Genomic DNA, 15,656 nt, shown 5'->3' on the forward strand with positions numbered 1-15,656 from the left:
CGGCACGTGACATGACTCGCCTGGAGTGTCACACAGGGTGACCCGCCGCCGGACGCCGCGCGGTGCCGGACCGGCCGCCTAGACTCAGGCCCATGACAGCCACGACCAGCACGTCAGCGGCGCCGGCCACCCCGGCGCCACTGGCGGACGCGACTCGCGACGAAGCGAGCCTGCGCCGCTTCCTGCTCGGGCTGCCCGGTGTCGACCAGGTCGGCGTCGAGCAGCGCGCGGCGGGCCTCGGCACGCGCAGCATCAAGAAGGACGCCAAGCGGTGGGCCATCGACACCGCCATCTCCATGGTCGACCTGACCACGCTGGAGGGCGCCGACACCCGCGGCAAGGTCCGGGCGCTCGCCGCTAAGGCGGTCCGCCCCGACCCCGAACGCCAGGACACCCCGCGCGTCGCCGCCGTCTGCGTGTACCCGGACATGGTCGAGACGGCCGTCGAAGCCCTCAAGGGCAGCGGCGTGCACGTCGCCAGCGTCGCGACCGGCTTCCCGGCCGGGCGCACGAGCCGCGAGATCAAGCTGGCCGACACGAAGATCGCCGTCGACGCGGGCGCGCACGAGGTCGACATGGTGATCGACCGCGGCGCCTTCCTCGAAGGCCGCTACATGGACGTCTTCGAGGAGATCCAGGCCATCAAGGCCGCCTGCGGCGACGCCCACCTGAAGGTCATCCTCGAGACCGGCGAGCTGGCGACCTACGACAACGTGCGGCGCGCGTCGTGGCTGGCGCTGCTGGCCGGCGGCGACTTCATCAAGACGTCCACCGGCAAGGTCTCCCCCGCCGCGACGCTGCCGGTCACGCACATCATGCTGCAGGCCGTGCACGACTGGCACGTCCAGACCGGCGAGCTGCGCGGTGTCAAGCCCGCGGGCGGCATCCGGACCACGAAGGACGCGATCAAGTACCTGGTCGCGGTGCACGAGGTCGCCGGCGAGCAGTGGCTGACCCCGGACCTGTTCCGCTTCGGCGCGTCCAGCCTGCTCAACGACCTGCTGCTGCAGCGCCGCACCCAGGTGGACGGCCACTACAGCGGCCCCGACTACGTGACGGTGGACTGATGCCTGTTTTCGAGTACGCACCGGCGCCCGAGTCGCGCGCCATCGCGAACCTGAAGGACCACTACAAGCCGTTCGTCAACGGCGAGTTCGTCGACGGCTCGGGTGAGCCGCTCAAGACGATCAACCCGGCCACCGAAGAGGTGCTGGCCGAGGTCGGCACCGCGTCGAAGTCCGATGTGGACACCGCGGTCAAGGCCGCGCGCAAGGCTTACACGAGTGTCTGGGCCAAGATGCCGGGCAGCGAGCGCGCGAAGTACCTCTTCCGCATCGCACGGCTGATCCAGGAGCGCTCGCGCGAGCTGGCGGTGCTGGAGAGCCTGGACAACGGCAAGCCGATCAAGGAGTCGCGCGACTCCGACGTCCCGACCGCGGCGGCGCACTTCTTCTACCACGCGGGCTGGGCGGACAAGCTGGAATACGCAGGTTACGGGCCGAATCCGCAGCCCCTGGGCGTTGCCGGGCAGATCATCCCGTGGAACTTCCCGCTGCTGATGCTGGCCTGGAAGATCGCGCCCGCGCTGGCCACCGGCAACACCGTGGTGCTGAAGCCGGCCGAGACCACGCCGTTGACCGCGCTGGTGTTCGCCGAGATCTGCCAGCAGGCCGAGCTGCCGCCGGGCGTGGTGAACATCCTGCCCGGCGCGGGTGACATCGGTGCGTCCATTGTGGAGCACGCCGACATCAACAAGATCGCGTTCACCGGCTCGACCGAGGTCGGCAAGGCGATCCAGCGGCAGGTCGCGGGCACACCGAAGAAGCTGACGCTGGAGCTGGGCGGCAAGGCGGCGAACATCGTGTTCGAGGACGCGCCGCTCGACCAGGCCATCGAAGGCATCGTCAACGGCATCTTCTTCAACCAGGGCCACGTCTGCTGCGCGGGCTCGCGGCTGCTGGTGCAGGAGTCCATCGCCGAAGAGGTGCTGGAGAAGCTGCGCTACCGCGTCTCGACGCTGCGCATCGGCGACCCGCTGGACAAGAACACCGACGTCGGCGCGATCAACTCCGCCGAGCAGCTGGCCAAGATCCGCGGGCTCGTCGAGTCGGGTGACGCCGAGGGCGCGCAGCGCTGGACCAGCCCGTGCCCGGTGCCGGACCGCGGCTTCTTCTTCGCCCCCACGGTGTTCGCGAACGTCCACCAGTCGATGCGGATCGCGCGCGAGGAGATCTTCGGACCGGTGCTGTCGGTGCTGACGTTCCGCACGCCGGACGAGGCCGTCGCGAAGGCGAACAACACGCCGTACGGGCTTTCGGCCGGCATCTGGACCGAAAAGGGCTCCCGGATCCTGTGGATGGCGAACCAGCTGCGCGCCGGCGTGGTCTGGGCCAACACCTTCAACCGCTTCGACCCGACCGCCCCGTTCGGCGGCTACCAGGAATCCGGCTTCGGGCGCGAAGGCGGCCGCACCGGGCTGGAGGCTTACCTCGATGTCTGATCGGATTTCCGTCGCCAAGACGTACAAGCTGTACGTGGGCGGCAAGTTCCCGCGTTCGGAGTCCGGCCGGGTCTACCCGGTGACGGACGCGAAGGGCAAGTTCCTGGCCAACGCGGCGCACGCGTCCCGCAAGGACGTCCGCGACGCGGTGGTCGCGGCCCGCAAGGCGTTCCCGGGCTGGTCGGCGGCGACGGCGTACAACCGCGGCCAGGTCCTGTACCGGGTGGCGGAGGTGCTGGAAGGCCGTCGCGACCAGTTCATCGCCGAAGTCTCCGCCTCGGAGGGCCTGGCGGCGAAGAAAGCCGAGTCCATTGTGGACGCGGCGATCGACCGCTGGGTCTGGTACGCGGGCTGGACGGACAAGATCGCGACGGTCCTCGGCGCGGCGAACCCGGTGGCGGGCCCGTACTTCTCGTTCACGGTCCCGGAGCCGACCGGCGTGGTGGGCATCCTGGCGCCGCAGCAGTCGTCCCTGCTGGGCCTGGTCAGCGTGCTGGCCCCGGTCCTGGCGACGGGCTCGACGGCGGTGGTGGTCTCGAGCGCGGAACGTCCGTTGCCGGCGATCACGCTGTCGGAGGTCCTGGCGACGTCGGACGTCCCGGGCGGCGTGGCGAACATCCTCACGGGCCGCGCGTCCGAGCTGGGTTCGTGGCTGGCTTCCCACGGCGACGTCAACGCGCTGGACCCGACCGGAGCGCTGCCATCGGATCGCCCGGAGTTGGCACGCGAAGCGGCTAACACGGTGAAGCGGGTGTTGACGGTCCCCGAGGCGGAGCCGGACTGGACGGCGGCCCCGGACCTTTCGCGGCTGCGGAGGTACCTGGAGGCGAAGACGGTCTGGCACCCGCTGGGCGTCTGAGTTCGCGCACGGAGGCCACCACCCGGACGAGCCCGGGTGGTGGCCTCCGTCGCGTCCGGCGACGCCAGGGTGTCGAGCCGGGATCCCGATCGCGGTTTCCTGCTCCCGATCGGGACGGGCGCGGTGCACACGTGGACGGTCAGCACCGGGGTTCTTCCTGCTGGTATCCGGCACGACGATGGTCTTGGCCGCGGCTAGGTGTCGGCCGTTCCGCAGGGTACGTCCTCGACCGGCGGAAATCAGGCTTGGCGATCGGCGCGCTCGCGGTGCCCGCCGAAGCTGGCCTCAGGACGTCGCTCGTCTTCTACGTCAGCTCCACGTGGTCGACCTGGGAGTTGCCCGCACCTTCCGCCCGTCCCAGCGCACCATCCAGCGGTACGCCCGCTAGCTCATCGTCACCGAGAAGTCCGTCAGCGTGAACCGCGCCTTCCCGCCGTCCGTCGAACAGAACTCGATGCCGTAGCCGATCTGGTTCACCGTCGGGTTGGCCGGGATGAAGCCCTGGCCGATCGACCACGCGACCATCGCCTTCAGGTCGAGGCTGCCCGAGTACTGCGTTGCCTGCGACACGAATGCCACGTACCCGTCCTTCACCCAGACGTCGTACGTGGCTCCGCCCGCCGTGTACGTCGTCAGCTTGTCGCCCGACGGGACCTGCTTGAGGTTCTCCGTCCACACCATCAGCTCGGTGACACCGTCGCCGTCGCCCACTCCGTTGAGCCACAGGTCGTACGCGACGTCGTAGATGCCGACACCCGGGCCGCGGCCGGCGAACGTGGATTTGATGACCGAATAGTCGTTGAACGGTTTTCCGTCCAGGTTGTTGATGTCCTTGTGCACGTTCGGATAGGTTTTCACCGACGTCGTGGACGGCTGTGTCGATTCGACGTACCAGTTGTTGTACGCGCACGCGTACAACGTTTCCGGGCCCGCTTCGTCGGAATTCCACATGTTGTTGTGGACGTAGTATCCGCCGTCGTCCCAGCCGCCGTCGGTCTCGCTCGTGGTGAACTCCGGCGTCACGCAGCTCGGCGCCGCCGTTGCCGCAGGAGTACTAGGCGCAGGCGCGGACGCCGAAGTCCCCGCGGCGGGAGCCGCGACCGGCGCCGGGGCGGCACTGCACCCGGCGAGCAGGAGCACGGAAATGACCAACAGCACAGCTCGCATTTTTTTCCCGCCCGCGGTCGCAATTCTTACGGCAACCATCGACACTACCCCGAAAATCGCGGAAAATCATTCCTCGGGTTCGAGATCCTGGGCGGTGATCGGGCGGCCCGGCAGGGCGGTGCCCGGCCGGGCGCTGAGCCCGTCGATCATGATCCCGACGCACCGGCGCGCCGCCAGCTCCGCCACGTCCGCGGACTTCGCGCGCATCTGACGCAGGAGGGTCGCGAACAGGATCGCGATGTCGCCCGCGCCGACGTCCGTGCGGAGCTTGCCCTCGGACTGGGCGCCGGCGACGAAGCCGTCCAGGACCGTGAGGATCTCGTCCCGCAGCCGGCGGACCTCCGGGTCGCCCTTCAGGATCACCAGTGCCCGGTGCGACACCATGGCCAGCTGGACGACCAGCTGCAGTTCCACCGACTGCCGGAGCAGCCGCTCCAGCGCGCGCCACGACGACGTCTCCTCGGCGGCGATCATCTTCGCGTCGATCAGCACACGCTCGAAGTTGTCCATCGCGACGGCGCGGACCAGCGCGTCGCGGTCCGGGAAGCGCCGGTAGAGCGTGCCGACGCCGACGCCGGCCGCGCGCGCGATCTCCTCCATCGGCACCTCGGGACCCGAGGTGGCGAAGATGCTCTTCGCGGCGGCCAGGATCTGGTCGCGGTTGCGCCGCGCGTCCGCCCGCAGGGTGGTCTCGGGGTCTGCCGTCATGCCGTTCGCCTCTCGCTGGATCGCGCGCGCCGATTCTCGCATGGTCAAGCGGCCACACACTGCATCCACAGGGAGTCACCCGTTAGCTAGTGGACGACTTCCTTCCGCTTCGGTACGTTGGGTGATGGAACCGGAATGTAATCCTCCGCATACTTTACGTCCGATTTAGGGGGCCCGATATGACCGAAGTTGCCGATCCCACCACCACGGACCAGGTCTTCCCGCTCGAGCGCAGTTGCCCGTTCGCACCGCCGCCGGCCTACGAAAAGCTGCGTGAAGCCGGCCCCGTCCAGCGCGTCGAGCTGCAGTCCGGCCAGGAGGCCTGGGCGATCACCCGCCTCGAAGACGTCCGGCAGATGCTGACCGACCCGCGCTTCAGCTCCGACCGGTTCAACCCCGGCTTCCCGTTCCTGACCAAGCAGGGGCGCCCGGTGCGGCGGACCAACTTCACCGCGTCGCTGATCAACATGGACCCGCCGCAGCACGGCGCGGCCCGGCGCGAGGTCGTCGGCGAATTCACGGTCAAGCGGATGAAGGCGCTGCAGCCGCGGATCCAGCAGATCGTCGACGAGCACATCGACGCGATCCTGGCCGGCCCGAAGCCCGCCGACCTGGTCACCGCGCTCAGCCTGCCGGTGCCGTCGCTGGTCATCTGCGAGCTGCTCGGCGTCCCGTACGCCGACCACGAGTTCTTCCAGGTCCGCAGCTCGACCCTGCTCAACCGGGACGTCGACCAGGACACCCGCGTCAAGGCCGTCGACGAGCTGCAGTCCTACCTCGACCAGCTGGTCACCACCAAGGAGACCGAACCGGCCGACGACCTGCTCAGCCGCCAGATCGCCAAGCAGCGCGAAGAGCACGGCGACGCCGACCACGACTCGCTCGTCTCGCTGGCGTTCCTGCTGCTCATCGCGGGCCACGAGACGACGGCGAACATGATCTCGCTCGGCACCGTCGCACTGCTGGAGAACCCGGACCAGCTCGCGATCATCAAGAACGACCCCGGCAAGACGCTCGACGCCGTCGAGGAGCTGCTGCGGTACTTCACGATCGCCGAGTTCGCGACCTCGCGCGTCGCCACCGAGGACCTCGAGATCGCCGGGCAGCTGATCCGCGAAGGTGAGGGCGTGCTCGGCCTGAGCTACTCCGGCAACCGCGACCCGGAGGCGTTCGACAACCCGGACGAGCTGGACCTGGAGCGCGGCGCGCGTCACCACGTCGCCTTCGGCTTCGGCCCGCACCAGTGCCTCGGCCAGAACCTGGCCCGGATGGAGCTGCAGATCGTCTTCGACACGCTCTTCCGCCGGCTCCCGGAGCTGAAGCTGGCCGCGCCCGTGGACCAGCTGCCGTTCAAGCACGACTCGTCGATCTTCGGCCTCTACTGCCTGCCCGTCACCTGGTGAGGAGAACACCATGACGACTGCCGAGAAGCACGAATTCCCGATGACCCGCACGTGCCCGTTCTCGCCGCCGCCGGCGTACGAGGAGATCCGCGAGGAGGATTCCGTCGCGCGGGTGCGGCTGCCCGACGGCGGCGAGGCCTGGGTGGTCACCCGGCTGGAAGACGTCCGCGCGGTGCTCAACGACCGGCGGTTCAGCGCCGACCGGCAGCACCCGGACTTCCCGCAGCTGGTCAAGGGCGGGTTCCGGCGGCGGGGTGACGAGCGCACCATGATCACCATGGACGCGCCCGAGCACGGGCCGGCCCGCAAGGCCGTGCTCGGCGAGTTCACCGTGCGCCGGATGGAGGCGCTGCGGCCGCGGATCCAGGAGATCGTGGACACGCGGATCGACGCGCTGCTGACCGGGCCGAAGCAGGGTGACCTGGTCGAGGCGCTGTCGCTGCCGGTGCCGTCGCTGGTGATCTGCGAGATGCTCGGCGTGCCCTACGCCGACCACGGCTTCTTCCAGGAACACACGGCGAAGCTGATCAAGCGCTCGACCACGCCGGAGGAGCGGCGGGCGGCGTTCGACACCATCCGCGGCTACATGGAAGACCTGATCGCGGCGAAGGAGGAGAACCCGCCGGACGACCTGCTCGGCCGGCAGATCGTCAAGCTCCGCGAAGACGGCACCTACCGGCGAGCTTCGCTGGCCGCGACCGGCTTCCTGCTGCTGGTGGCCGGGCACGAGACGACGGCGAACATGATCTCGCTGTCCACCGTGGGGTTCCTCCGCAACCCGGAGCAGCTCGCGGCGATCAAGGCCGACCCGGGCAAGACGCTCGACGCCGTCGAGGAGATGCTGCGCTACTGGACGATCGTCGACGCGGCCACCGCACGCCTGTGCGTCGGGGACGTCGAGGTCGGCGGCCAGCTCATCCGGGCGGGTGAGGGCGTGCTGGCGCTGGGGTACGCGGCGAACCGGGACCCGCGCGCGTTCGAGAACGCCGACGAGCTGGACATCGAGCGCGGCGCACGTCACCACGTCGCCTTCGGCTTCGGCCCGCACCAGTGCCTCGGCCAGAACCTGGCCCGGATGGAGCTGCAGATCGTCTTCGACACGCTCTTCCGCCGCATCCCGACGCTGGAGCTGGGAGCACCGGCGGAACAGCTGCCGTTCAAGGACGACGCGAACATCTACGGCCTGTACCGGCTGCCGGTGACCTGGTAGAGATCGACCGGACGGCCCGCCCACCACAGGAGAAGAACCATGAAGATCATCGCGGACACCGGCAAGTGTGTCGGCGCCGGGCAGTGCGTGCTGACCGAGCCCGAGCTGTTCGACCAGAGCGAGGACGACGGCACGGTCATCGTCCTGAACGAGACGCCCGAAGGTGAGCTGGTCGAGAAGGCCCGCGAAGCGGTGCACGTCTGCCCGAGCCAGGCCCTCTCGCTCCAGGAGTGATGAGAACGGCCACCTCGCGGGTAAGGGGTTCTCGCGAGGTGGCCGTGGCTCTTTTCTTCAGGAGAGGCGCAGGGTCGTCTCCGGGTTGAAGGCGTGCGTCTCGCCTTCGCCGCGCAGGCCGACGCGCACGTTGTCACCCATGCGCGGCGGCGTGCGGCCGTCGACCCGGACGACAAACCGGTCGTCGCCGACCTTGCCGTGCAGGTAGGCGTCCGCGCCGAGCTCCTCGACCAGCTCCACCACCAGCTCGAAGCCGCCTTCGGAGACCAGCTCCAGCGACTCCGGCCGGACCCCGAAGGTGACCTCCTTCAGGTCCTGCGACGACGCCGCCGAGACCACCGACCGCGGCAGCGGCAGCACCACGTCGCCCAGCTTGACGCCGCCTTCGGCCAGCGGCAACGTCGCCAGGTTCATCGCCGGCGACCCGATGAACCCCGCCACGAACGAGTTCGTCGGGTTCTCGTACAGCTCCCGCGGCGACGCGCACTGCTGCAGGACACCGTCCTTGAGCACCGCCACCCGGTCGCCCATGGTCATCGCCTCGACCTGGTCGTGCGTGACGTAGATGGTCGTCGTCCGGAGCCGGCGTTGCAGCTGGGCGATGTTCGCCCGGGTCTCCACCCGCAGCTTCGCGTCCAGGTTGGACAGTGGCTCGTCCATCAGGAACACGCTGGGCTCGCGCACGATCGCCCGGCCCATCGCGACGCGCTGCCGCTGGCCGCCGGACAGCGCCTTCGGCTTGCGGTCCAGGAACTTCGTCAGGTCCAGCATCTTGGCGGCCTCGGCCACCTTCGCGTCGATGTCCGCTTTGGACAGTCCACGCAGCTTGAGCGCGAAGCCCATGTTGTCGGCGACCGTCATGTGCGGGTACAGCGCGTAGGACTGGAACACCATCGCGATGTCGCGGTCCTTCGGCGGCAGGTTCGTGACGTCGCGCTCGCCGATGTGGATGGCGCCCTCGTCGACGTCCTCCAGCCCGGCGAGCATCCGCAGCGCCGTCGACTTGCCGGAGCCCGACGGCCCGACCAGGACCAGGAACTCGCCGTCCGGCACCGCCAGGTCGAGCTTGTCGACCGCCCGCACCTCGTGCGTGCCGGGGTAGATCCGTGACGCCTGTTCGTAACTGACTCCCGCCATGACTACTTCACCGCTCCCATCGACAGACCCCGGACGAGGTGGTTCTGCGCGAACCAGCCGACGATCATCACCGGCAGCGAGGCCAGCAACGCGGCGGCGGACAGCTGGGCCCAGTACAGGCCCTCACTCGTGATGAACCCGACGAGGAACACCGGCACCGTGCCGGCCCGCGCCGCCGTCAGGTTGACCGCGTAGAAGAACTCGGTCCAGGAGAAGATCACGCAGATCAGCGCGGTCGCCGCGATCCCGGGCGCGACCACCGGCATGATGATCTTGCGCAGCAGCGTCGGCAGGTTCGCGCCGTCGATCCGCCCGGCTTCGATCATCTCGTGCGGCACTTCCAGGAAGAACGACCGCATCATCCAGATGGCCAGCGGCAGGTTCATCGACGTGTAGAGGATGACCAGCGCCCACACCGTGTCCAGCAGCTCGGTGTTCTGGGAGATGATGTACAGCGGGATGATCGCCGCCACGATCGGCAGCATCTTCGTCGAGAGGAAGAAGCCCAGCGCGTTGGACGTCTTCTTCACCGGCGCCAGCGACAGCGCGTACGCGGCCGGGATGCCGAGCAGCAGCACCAGCAGCGTCGAGAGCACCGTGACGAACGCCGAGTTCGACACGTACGGCAGGAACCCGCCCTTCAGCACGTTCGCGATCTGGTCGAACGTCGGGCTGAAGAACAGCTTCGGCGGGTCGGTGTAGGCGTCGGCCTCCTGCTTGAACGCCGTGAGGATCATCCACAGCAGCGGGAAGACGAACAGGATCGCGATCACCCAGGTGACGATCGTGAGCGCGCCCGGGCCGAGTTTGCGCTTCGGCTTGCGGGCCGGCGGTGCAGCGGTGGCGGTCGAGGGGCGGGTTTCGACGGTGGTCATTTGATGCCTCCGTCCACCGAGAAGGTCCGGAACATCAAGCGCAGGGCGAAGGTGGCGACGATCATCGTCAGGATCACGACGATGACACCCATCGCCGAGGACTGGCCGACGTCGAAGCCTTCGAACGCACGCTGGTAGATGTAGTACGGCAGGTTGGTGCTGGCCACGCCCGGCCCGCCCTGCGTCATCAGGAAGATCGCGTCGAAGCTGTTCACGATGTAGATCGCGCCCAGCAGCGTCGCCAGCTGCAGGAACCGGGACAGGTGCGGCAGCGTGATCGACGCGAACGTCCGCCAGCGGCTCGCGCCGTCCACCGAAGCGGCCTCCAGGACCTCCTTGGACTGGCTCTGCAGCCCGGCCAGGATCAGCAGCATCATGAACGGCGTCCACTGCCACACGATCTGGGCCATCACCGAGGCCAGCGGGAACTCCGAAAGCCAGTCGACGTCGGTGCCGAAGACGAAGTGCAGCAGCCCGTAGGTCGGGTCGAACATCGTCGTCTTCCACAGCAGCGCGCCGGCTGCCGGCAGGATCAGGAACGGCGTGATCAGCAGCGTCCGGACCACACCCCGGCCGAAGAACTTCCGGTCCAGCAGGATCGCCAGGCCGAGGCCGAGCAGCAGCGCGACGAGCACGCAGACCACGGTCAGCAGCACCGTGTTCAGCAGTGCGACCAGGAACGTCGTGTCACTGAAGACGTCGATGTAGTTGTCCAGGCCGACGAAGTGGCGCGAGCCCGGCCGGACCAGGTTCCAGGACTGGAACGAGTAGAACACGGTCAGCAGGAACGGCAGCTGCGTCACGGCGATGACGAAGATCAACGCCGGCAGCAGCGGCAGCCGCCGCTTGGCCGCGGTGCTCAGGCCTTTCTTTTCCTCGGCCTTCGAGTGCGTGTGGGTCTTGGGCTTGTCTACGGAGAGCGTGGACATCACTGCACCGCCTTGTAGGAGTCGCCCACCGTCTGGGCGTATTCCTGGGACTGCTTCAGGGCGTCGTCGACGGACTCGCGGCCGGCGATGGCCGCCGACAGCTGCTGGCTCACCCGGGTGCCCAGGTCCTGGAACTCGGGGATGCCGACGAACTGGATGCCGGGGTAGGGCACCGGGTTGGCCATGGCCTTCTGCTGGTTCGCGTCCGCGATGCCGTCCAACGTGGGCTTCGCGTAGGCCTGCGCGGCCTTGGCGTAGTCGGGAATGTCGTAGGTGGACTGGCGCACACCCGGCGGGACGCGGTTCCAGCCGTAGGTCTGGCCGACCTTCTGCACGTACGCCTTGTCGGTCATCCAGGCCATGAACTTCCAGGCCGCGTCCTTGTCCTTGGCGACCTTCGGGATGCCCAGCGCCCAGGTGTAGAGCCAGCCGCTGGCCTGCGTCTTGACCACCGGCGCCGGCGCGTACCCGGACTTGCCGACGATCTTGCTGCTCGACGGGTCCTCGTTGGTGCCCGCCATGACCGTCGCGTCGTACCACATCGCCGCGTTGCCCTGCGTGTAGCGCGTGCCGCACTCGGAGAACCCGGCGCTGGAGGCGCCGACCTCACCGTGCTCGCGGATCAGGTTGACGTAGAAGTTCGCGGCTTCCTTGAACTCCGGCGACGTCAGCTTGGCGTTCCAGTCCTTGTCGAACCACTGCGCGCCGAAGGTGTTGGCCACCGTGGTGAACGGCGCGAGGCTCTCGCCCCAGCCCGGCTTGCCACGCAGGCAGATGCCCGCGACACCGTTGGCCTTGTCGTCGAGCTTCGCCGCGTACTCGGCGATCTGCTGCCAGGTCGGCTTGGCCGGCATGGTGATCCCGGCCTTCTCGAAGAGGTCCTTGCGGTAGGCCAGGAACGACGACTCGCCGTAGAACGGCACCGCGTACATCTGGTCCTGGTACGACAGCGACTGCTTGATGCTGGGGATGAAGTCGCTTTCGTCGTAGGTCGGGGTGGCCTTCATGTGCGGCTCGAGGTTCTCGAGCCAGCCGTTGGCCGCCCACTGCGGCGCCTCGTAGTTGCTGATCATCACGACGTCGAACTCGCCGCCCTCGGTGGCGGTCGACGCGGTGATCTTCGCGCGGGCCTGGTTCTCCGGCAGCGACACGAACTTGAGGTTGATCCCCGTGGCCTTCTCGAACTCCGGGGCCAGGGAGATCGCGTCCTTCATCTGCGGGTTGGACACGATGGCGATGACGAGCGTCGAGTTGCCGGTGCCGACCGAGCCGGCGCCCGCACAGCCGGTGGCCAGCAAGGACGTCGCGGCGAAGAGGGTGAGGAGCTTACGCACGGCCACCTCCGGGGAGTACCTGCACCTTGAGGCCCGAGCCGCTGCGCATCTTGGCGAGCGCCTCGGGGTACTGCTCCAGCGGCAGCGTGTCGGTGAGCAGCGCGCCGGTGTCGATCGCGCCGCTCGCGACGAGGTCGAGCGCGGCGCCGTAGCTGTTGAGCACGGCCATCGAGCCGACGATGGTGATCTCGTCGTTGTAGATGCGGAACGGCGAAAGCGCGACGCGGGCTTCGGCCGGGGCGACGCCGAAGACGAGCAGGCGGCCGCCGCGGCGGATCGAGTCGAAGGCCGCTTCGATGGCCGGGGCGGCGCCGGTGCAGTCGACGGCGACGTCGAACTTCTCGCCGTTCAGCTCGTCGACGTCGGCCGCGGTGGCGACGGCGCCGAGGCTCGTGGCGCGCGGCAGCCGGTCCTTGTTCCGGTCGACCACCGTGACTTCCGCGCCCGAACGCTGCAGCAGCTGCTGCATGATCAGGCCCATCGTGCCGGCGCCGACGACGAGGAAGCGCTCGCCGGCTTCGACACCGACGCGGCGCACGCCGTGCACCGCGCAGGAGACGGGCTCGACCAGCGCGCCCTGCTCCCAGGTCATCGTGTCGGGCATGCGGTAGCAGTTGGCCGTCGGGACGGCGACGTACTCGGCGAAGGCGCCGTCGACGGTGTCGCCGGTGGCGTTCCAGTTCGCGCACAGGTTCCCGTGGCCGGAGCGGCACGGGCCGCAGTAGCCGCAGAACAGCGACGGGTCGACGGCCACGCGGTCGCCGACCTGCCAGCCGCCCTGGACGTCGGCGCCGAGCTCGACGATCTCCCCGGCGAACTCGTGACCGGGGACGATGGGGTACGGGGTGGGCGGGAAGTGCCCGTCCGCGATGTGCAGGTCGGTGCCGCAGATGCCGCACGCACCGACCTTGACGACGACCTGCCGTTCCCCCGGTTTCGGATCGGGCACCTCGCCGACCCGGATCTGCCCGGGCCGGTCGATGATGGCGGCACGCATGCCAAGCCCCTTCCTCGCGCTCATATGAGCGGCGTTGACCTATGGCGTCGAGTACTTGTGAAGGCATTAGAGGTCTGACGTCGGTGTTACGTCAACCTTTCGGGCGGATTTCTAGCTATAGTGCTCATATGAGCACGTCTAAGAAGCAGGGCTCGCTGACCGAAGCTATGCTGCTCGCGACCGTCGCCCGGCGCTTCTACGTGCAGGGACGCTCCAAGCTGGAGATCGCCGACGAGTTCGGCGTCAGCCGGTTCAAGGTTGCGCGGATGCTTGACACCGCCATGGAGTCCGGCCTGGTCAGGGTGGAGTTCTCGCTGCCCGCGCCGGTGGACCTGGCGCTGTCGGACGAGGTGCGCTCGGCCTACGGCCTCGAGCGCGCGCTGGTCCTGGAACGCTCAACCGAGCGGGAGCCGAAGGAGGTCGTCCGGGCGAAGATCGGCACGCTGGCGGCCCGGCTGCTCGAGGAGGTCGTGCGGTCCGACGACGTCGTCGGGCTCTCCTGGGCGCGGTCGGTGAACGCGATGACCGAGGCGATCCGGACGCTGCCGCGCTGCCCGGTCGTCCAGCTCTGCGGGGTGCAGGCCGGGATGGACATGCGCGGCCGCTCGGTCGAGACGGTCAGCCGCGTGACGTCGGTGTCCGGCGGCGACGCCTACCCGATCTTCGGGCCGCTGGTGCTCCCCGACCGCCGCACGACCGAGACGCTGCGGCGCCAGCCCGGCATCGCGGAGACGTTCGGCCAGTTCAAGCACCTGACCAAGGCGGTGGTCAGCATCGGCGCGTGGCAGCCCGGCGAGTCGACGGTCTACGACGCGCTGGACGAAGCCGAGCGCGCGGCGATCGCGGCCCGCGGCGCGACGGCGGAGGTCGCGGCCCGGCTGTTCGACGCGTCCGGAAACGCTTTGTCGACCGGCCTGGCCCACCACGTGCTGGCGATCAGCCACGAGGAGCTGACGGCCGTGCCGGAGGTGATCGCCCTGGGCTACAGCAAGCCGAAGGCTTCGGCGGTGGACGCGGTCCTGCGGTCCGGCATGGTCTCGACGTTGATCACCGACGCCGCCGCCGCCGTCCCCCTCCTGGCCCTGGCCGCCAAAAACCCACCCCGCTGACCGTGTCGCCCCTCCCATCACGCGAGATGCCCCTCTGATCACGCGAGATGCGCGCCCAATCACGCGAGTTCCGCGCTCAATCACGCGAGTTCCGCCGCTGATCACGCGAGTTCCGGGTTCCGGCACTACTCCCGCGGTGGTACGGCTCCGCCGGCTTCGTACTCCGGCGGGTGCAGCGGGAGCCCCGGCGGCTCCGGGGCGAAACCCGGGTCGCGCCCGATGTGCCGACCGGGCCGCTCGGCGAGCCTGGAGGCGTGAAGACTTCCCCGCGCTGGCGGCAGGCCGTGGTCTGGCTGCACGTCGTGTCCTCGGTCGCCTGGATGAGCCAGGCCCTCGCCCTCGTTGTGCTGATGAGCCTGGCCCTGACGGCTCCGAGCCCGGCCGCGACGTCGATGGCCGATCGGCTCGACTCCGTTCTCCTCGCCCCGATGGCGAACGTCTCGGCGTTCACCGGCCTGCTGCTCGCCGGCGCGACCGCCTGGGGCTACACCCGGTACTGGTGGGTGCTCACGAAGTTCGCCCTGACGCTGATCCAGCTCTACGCCGGGATCTTCCTGCTCTCCCCCGCGCTGCGCGACTCCGCGGACACCGGCTCCGCGAGCTGGGCGCAGATCGCCGGGGCGTCGCTCATGGCGAGCGCGCTTTCCTTCCAGGCGTGGCTTTCGATCGCGAAGCCGTGGAAGAAGACCCCGTGGTCACCCGCCGCGAAGCCGCCGACCGCGCCGACCTGGGTGTTCGGCGCCGGAATCGTCGCGCCCACCGTCGACGTCGGCGCCGGGATCCTGACCGGCTACCCGCTGCCCGCGTTGTCGCTGGTCACGCTGATCGTGCTCGGTCTTGAGCGGCGACGACGTCGTCGCCGTGCTCAGCCGCCCACCGCCCGAAGCCCTCGATCGGCGCCAGCAGCGTCTCCCCCAGCGGCGTAAGGGTGTACGCGCCTTCGCGTCGCTCGATGAGCCCGTCGAACTCCAGGCGCCGCACCGTTTCCGTGAGCACCTTCGCGCTGATCCCGCCGATCGTGCGCCGGAGCTCGCCGTGCCGGCGCGGGCCGAGCCGCAACGCCCACAGCACCACCGGGTTCCACGTGTTGGCGACCAGGTCGAACGCGAGCCGCGTCCGGCAGTCGGCGAGAAAGTCCATGGTTACCGTTCGGTTCCTTCCCGGGTTCCTACCGTCGTGCTGGTACCAGCCAAG

16 protein-coding genes are annotated in these 15,656 nt (G+C 69.0%); 8 read left to right on the forward strand and 8 right to left on the reverse strand.

From position 1 onward, the window contains the following. Positions 1 to 92: 92 nt before the first annotated feature. Genes deoC through ACIA5G_RS37430 form a run of 3 tightly spaced genes read left to right on the forward strand, consistent with a single transcriptional unit; the run spans position 93 to position 3,359 of the window. Positions 93 to 1,067, forward strand: coding sequence for a deoxyribose-phosphate aldolase (gene deoC / locus ACIA5G_RS37420; protein WP_395932015.1), 975 nt, complete (start codon positions 93 to 95; stop codon positions 1,065 to 1,067). Next, positions 1,067 to 2,500: an aldehyde dehydrogenase family protein gene (locus ACIA5G_RS37425; RefSeq protein WP_395932017.1), complete on the forward strand. Its 1,434-nt coding sequence runs from the start codon at positions 1,067 to 1,069 to the stop codon at positions 2,498 to 2,500. The genes deoC and ACIA5G_RS37425 overlap by 1 nt, the downstream gene beginning before the upstream one ends. Next, positions 2,493 to 3,359 carry an aldehyde dehydrogenase family protein gene (locus ACIA5G_RS37430; RefSeq protein ID WP_395932019.1) on the forward strand — a complete coding sequence of 289 codons (867 nt, stop codon included), beginning with the start codon at positions 2,493 to 2,495 and terminating at the stop codon, positions 3,357 to 3,359. Before ACIA5G_RS37425 ends, ACIA5G_RS37430 begins: the two co-directional genes overlap by 8 nt. A 384-nt stretch (positions 3,360 to 3,743) precedes the next feature. Here ACIA5G_RS37430 and ACIA5G_RS37435 read toward each other — a convergent pair whose 3' ends face one another. Both ACIA5G_RS37435 and ACIA5G_RS37440 read right to left on the reverse strand, forming a co-directional pair. Then, positions 3,744 to 4,526, reverse strand: a complete 783-nt coding sequence (locus tag ACIA5G_RS37435; protein WP_395932021.1) for a hypothetical protein — start codon at positions 4,524 to 4,526, stop codon at positions 3,744 to 3,746. A 66-nt stretch (positions 4,527 to 4,592) separates the two neighbouring features. Then, positions 4,593 to 5,234 carry a TetR/AcrR family transcriptional regulator gene (locus tag ACIA5G_RS37440; RefSeq protein ID WP_395932023.1) on the reverse strand — a complete coding sequence of 214 codons (642 nt, stop codon included), beginning with the start codon at positions 5,232 to 5,234 and terminating at the stop codon, positions 4,593 to 4,595. Positions 5,235 to 5,413: 179 nt separating this feature from the next. Here ACIA5G_RS37440 and ACIA5G_RS37445 point away from each other — a divergent pair, with 179 nt between their 5' ends. Genes ACIA5G_RS37445 through ACIA5G_RS37455 form a run of 3 tightly spaced genes read left to right on the forward strand, consistent with a single transcriptional unit; the run spans position 5,414 to position 8,081 of the window. Beyond that, a complete protein-coding gene (locus tag ACIA5G_RS37445) occupies positions 5,414 to 6,637 on the forward strand; it encodes a cytochrome P450 (RefSeq protein WP_395932025.1) in 1,224 nt (407 codons plus the stop codon). 10 nt (positions 6,638 to 6,647) lie between these two features. Beyond that, a complete protein-coding gene (locus ACIA5G_RS37450; protein WP_395932027.1) occupies positions 6,648 to 7,847 on the forward strand; it encodes a cytochrome P450 in 1,200 nt (399 codons plus the stop codon). 39 nt (positions 7,848 to 7,886) lie between these two features. Next, positions 7,887 to 8,081 carry a ferredoxin gene (locus tag ACIA5G_RS37455; protein WP_086858280.1) on the forward strand — a complete coding sequence of 65 codons (195 nt, stop codon included), beginning with the start codon at positions 7,887 to 7,889 and terminating at the stop codon, positions 8,079 to 8,081. Positions 8,082 to 8,138: 57 nt separating this feature from the next. Here ACIA5G_RS37455 and ACIA5G_RS37460 read toward each other — a convergent pair whose 3' ends face one another. Genes ACIA5G_RS37460 through ACIA5G_RS37480 form a run of 5 tightly spaced genes read right to left on the reverse strand, consistent with a single transcriptional unit; the run spans position 8,139 to position 13,353 of the window. After that, on the reverse strand, positions 8,139 to 9,218 hold the full coding sequence (locus ACIA5G_RS37460) for an ABC transporter ATP-binding protein (RefSeq protein ID WP_395932030.1): 1,080 nt from the start codon (positions 9,216 to 9,218) through the stop codon (positions 8,139 to 8,141). A gap of 2 nt (positions 9,219 to 9,220) precedes the next feature. Beyond that, positions 9,221 to 10,093, reverse strand: a complete 873-nt coding sequence (locus tag ACIA5G_RS37465; RefSeq protein WP_395932032.1) for a carbohydrate ABC transporter permease — start codon at positions 10,091 to 10,093, stop codon at positions 9,221 to 9,223. Beyond that, positions 10,090 to 11,022 carry a carbohydrate ABC transporter permease gene (locus ACIA5G_RS37470; RefSeq protein ID WP_395932034.1) on the reverse strand — a complete coding sequence of 311 codons (933 nt, stop codon included), beginning with the start codon at positions 11,020 to 11,022 and terminating at the stop codon, positions 10,090 to 10,092. Before ACIA5G_RS37470 ends, ACIA5G_RS37465 begins: the two co-directional genes overlap by 4 nt. Then, positions 11,022 to 12,362, reverse strand: a complete 1,341-nt coding sequence (locus ACIA5G_RS37475; RefSeq protein WP_395932036.1) for an ABC transporter substrate-binding protein — start codon at positions 12,360 to 12,362, stop codon at positions 11,022 to 11,024. Before ACIA5G_RS37475 ends, ACIA5G_RS37470 begins: the two co-directional genes overlap by 1 nt. Next, complete coding sequence (locus ACIA5G_RS37480; RefSeq protein ID WP_395932038.1) at positions 12,349 to 13,353, reverse strand: zinc-dependent alcohol dehydrogenase family protein; 1,005 nt, start codon at positions 13,351 to 13,353, stop codon at positions 12,349 to 12,351. Before ACIA5G_RS37480 ends, ACIA5G_RS37475 begins: the two co-directional genes overlap by 14 nt. Positions 13,354 to 13,481: 128 nt before the next feature. Between ACIA5G_RS37480 and ACIA5G_RS37485 the strand changes: the two genes are divergently transcribed. Both ACIA5G_RS37485 and ACIA5G_RS37490 read left to right on the forward strand, forming a co-directional pair. Next, a complete protein-coding gene (locus tag ACIA5G_RS37485; protein ID WP_395932040.1) occupies positions 13,482 to 14,462 on the forward strand; it encodes a sugar-binding transcriptional regulator in 981 nt (326 codons plus the stop codon). A 254-nt stretch (positions 14,463 to 14,716) separates the two neighbouring features. Beyond that, a complete protein-coding gene (locus ACIA5G_RS37490) occupies positions 14,717 to 15,388 on the forward strand; it encodes a hypothetical protein (protein ID WP_395932042.1) in 672 nt (223 codons plus the stop codon). Here the strand turns inward: ACIA5G_RS37490 and ACIA5G_RS37495 are convergent. Then, a complete protein-coding gene (locus tag ACIA5G_RS37495; protein ID WP_395932044.1) occupies positions 15,279 to 15,602 on the reverse strand; it encodes a winged helix-turn-helix transcriptional regulator in 324 nt (107 codons plus the stop codon). The genes ACIA5G_RS37490 and ACIA5G_RS37495 overlap by 110 nt on opposite strands. Between the last annotated feature and the right edge of the window lie 54 nt (positions 15,603 to 15,656).

Source organism: Amycolatopsis sp. NPDC051758 (genome assembly GCF_044453095.1).
In the GTDB taxonomy this organism is placed as follows: Bacteria; Actinomycetota; Actinomycetes; order Mycobacteriales; family Pseudonocardiaceae; genus Amycolatopsis.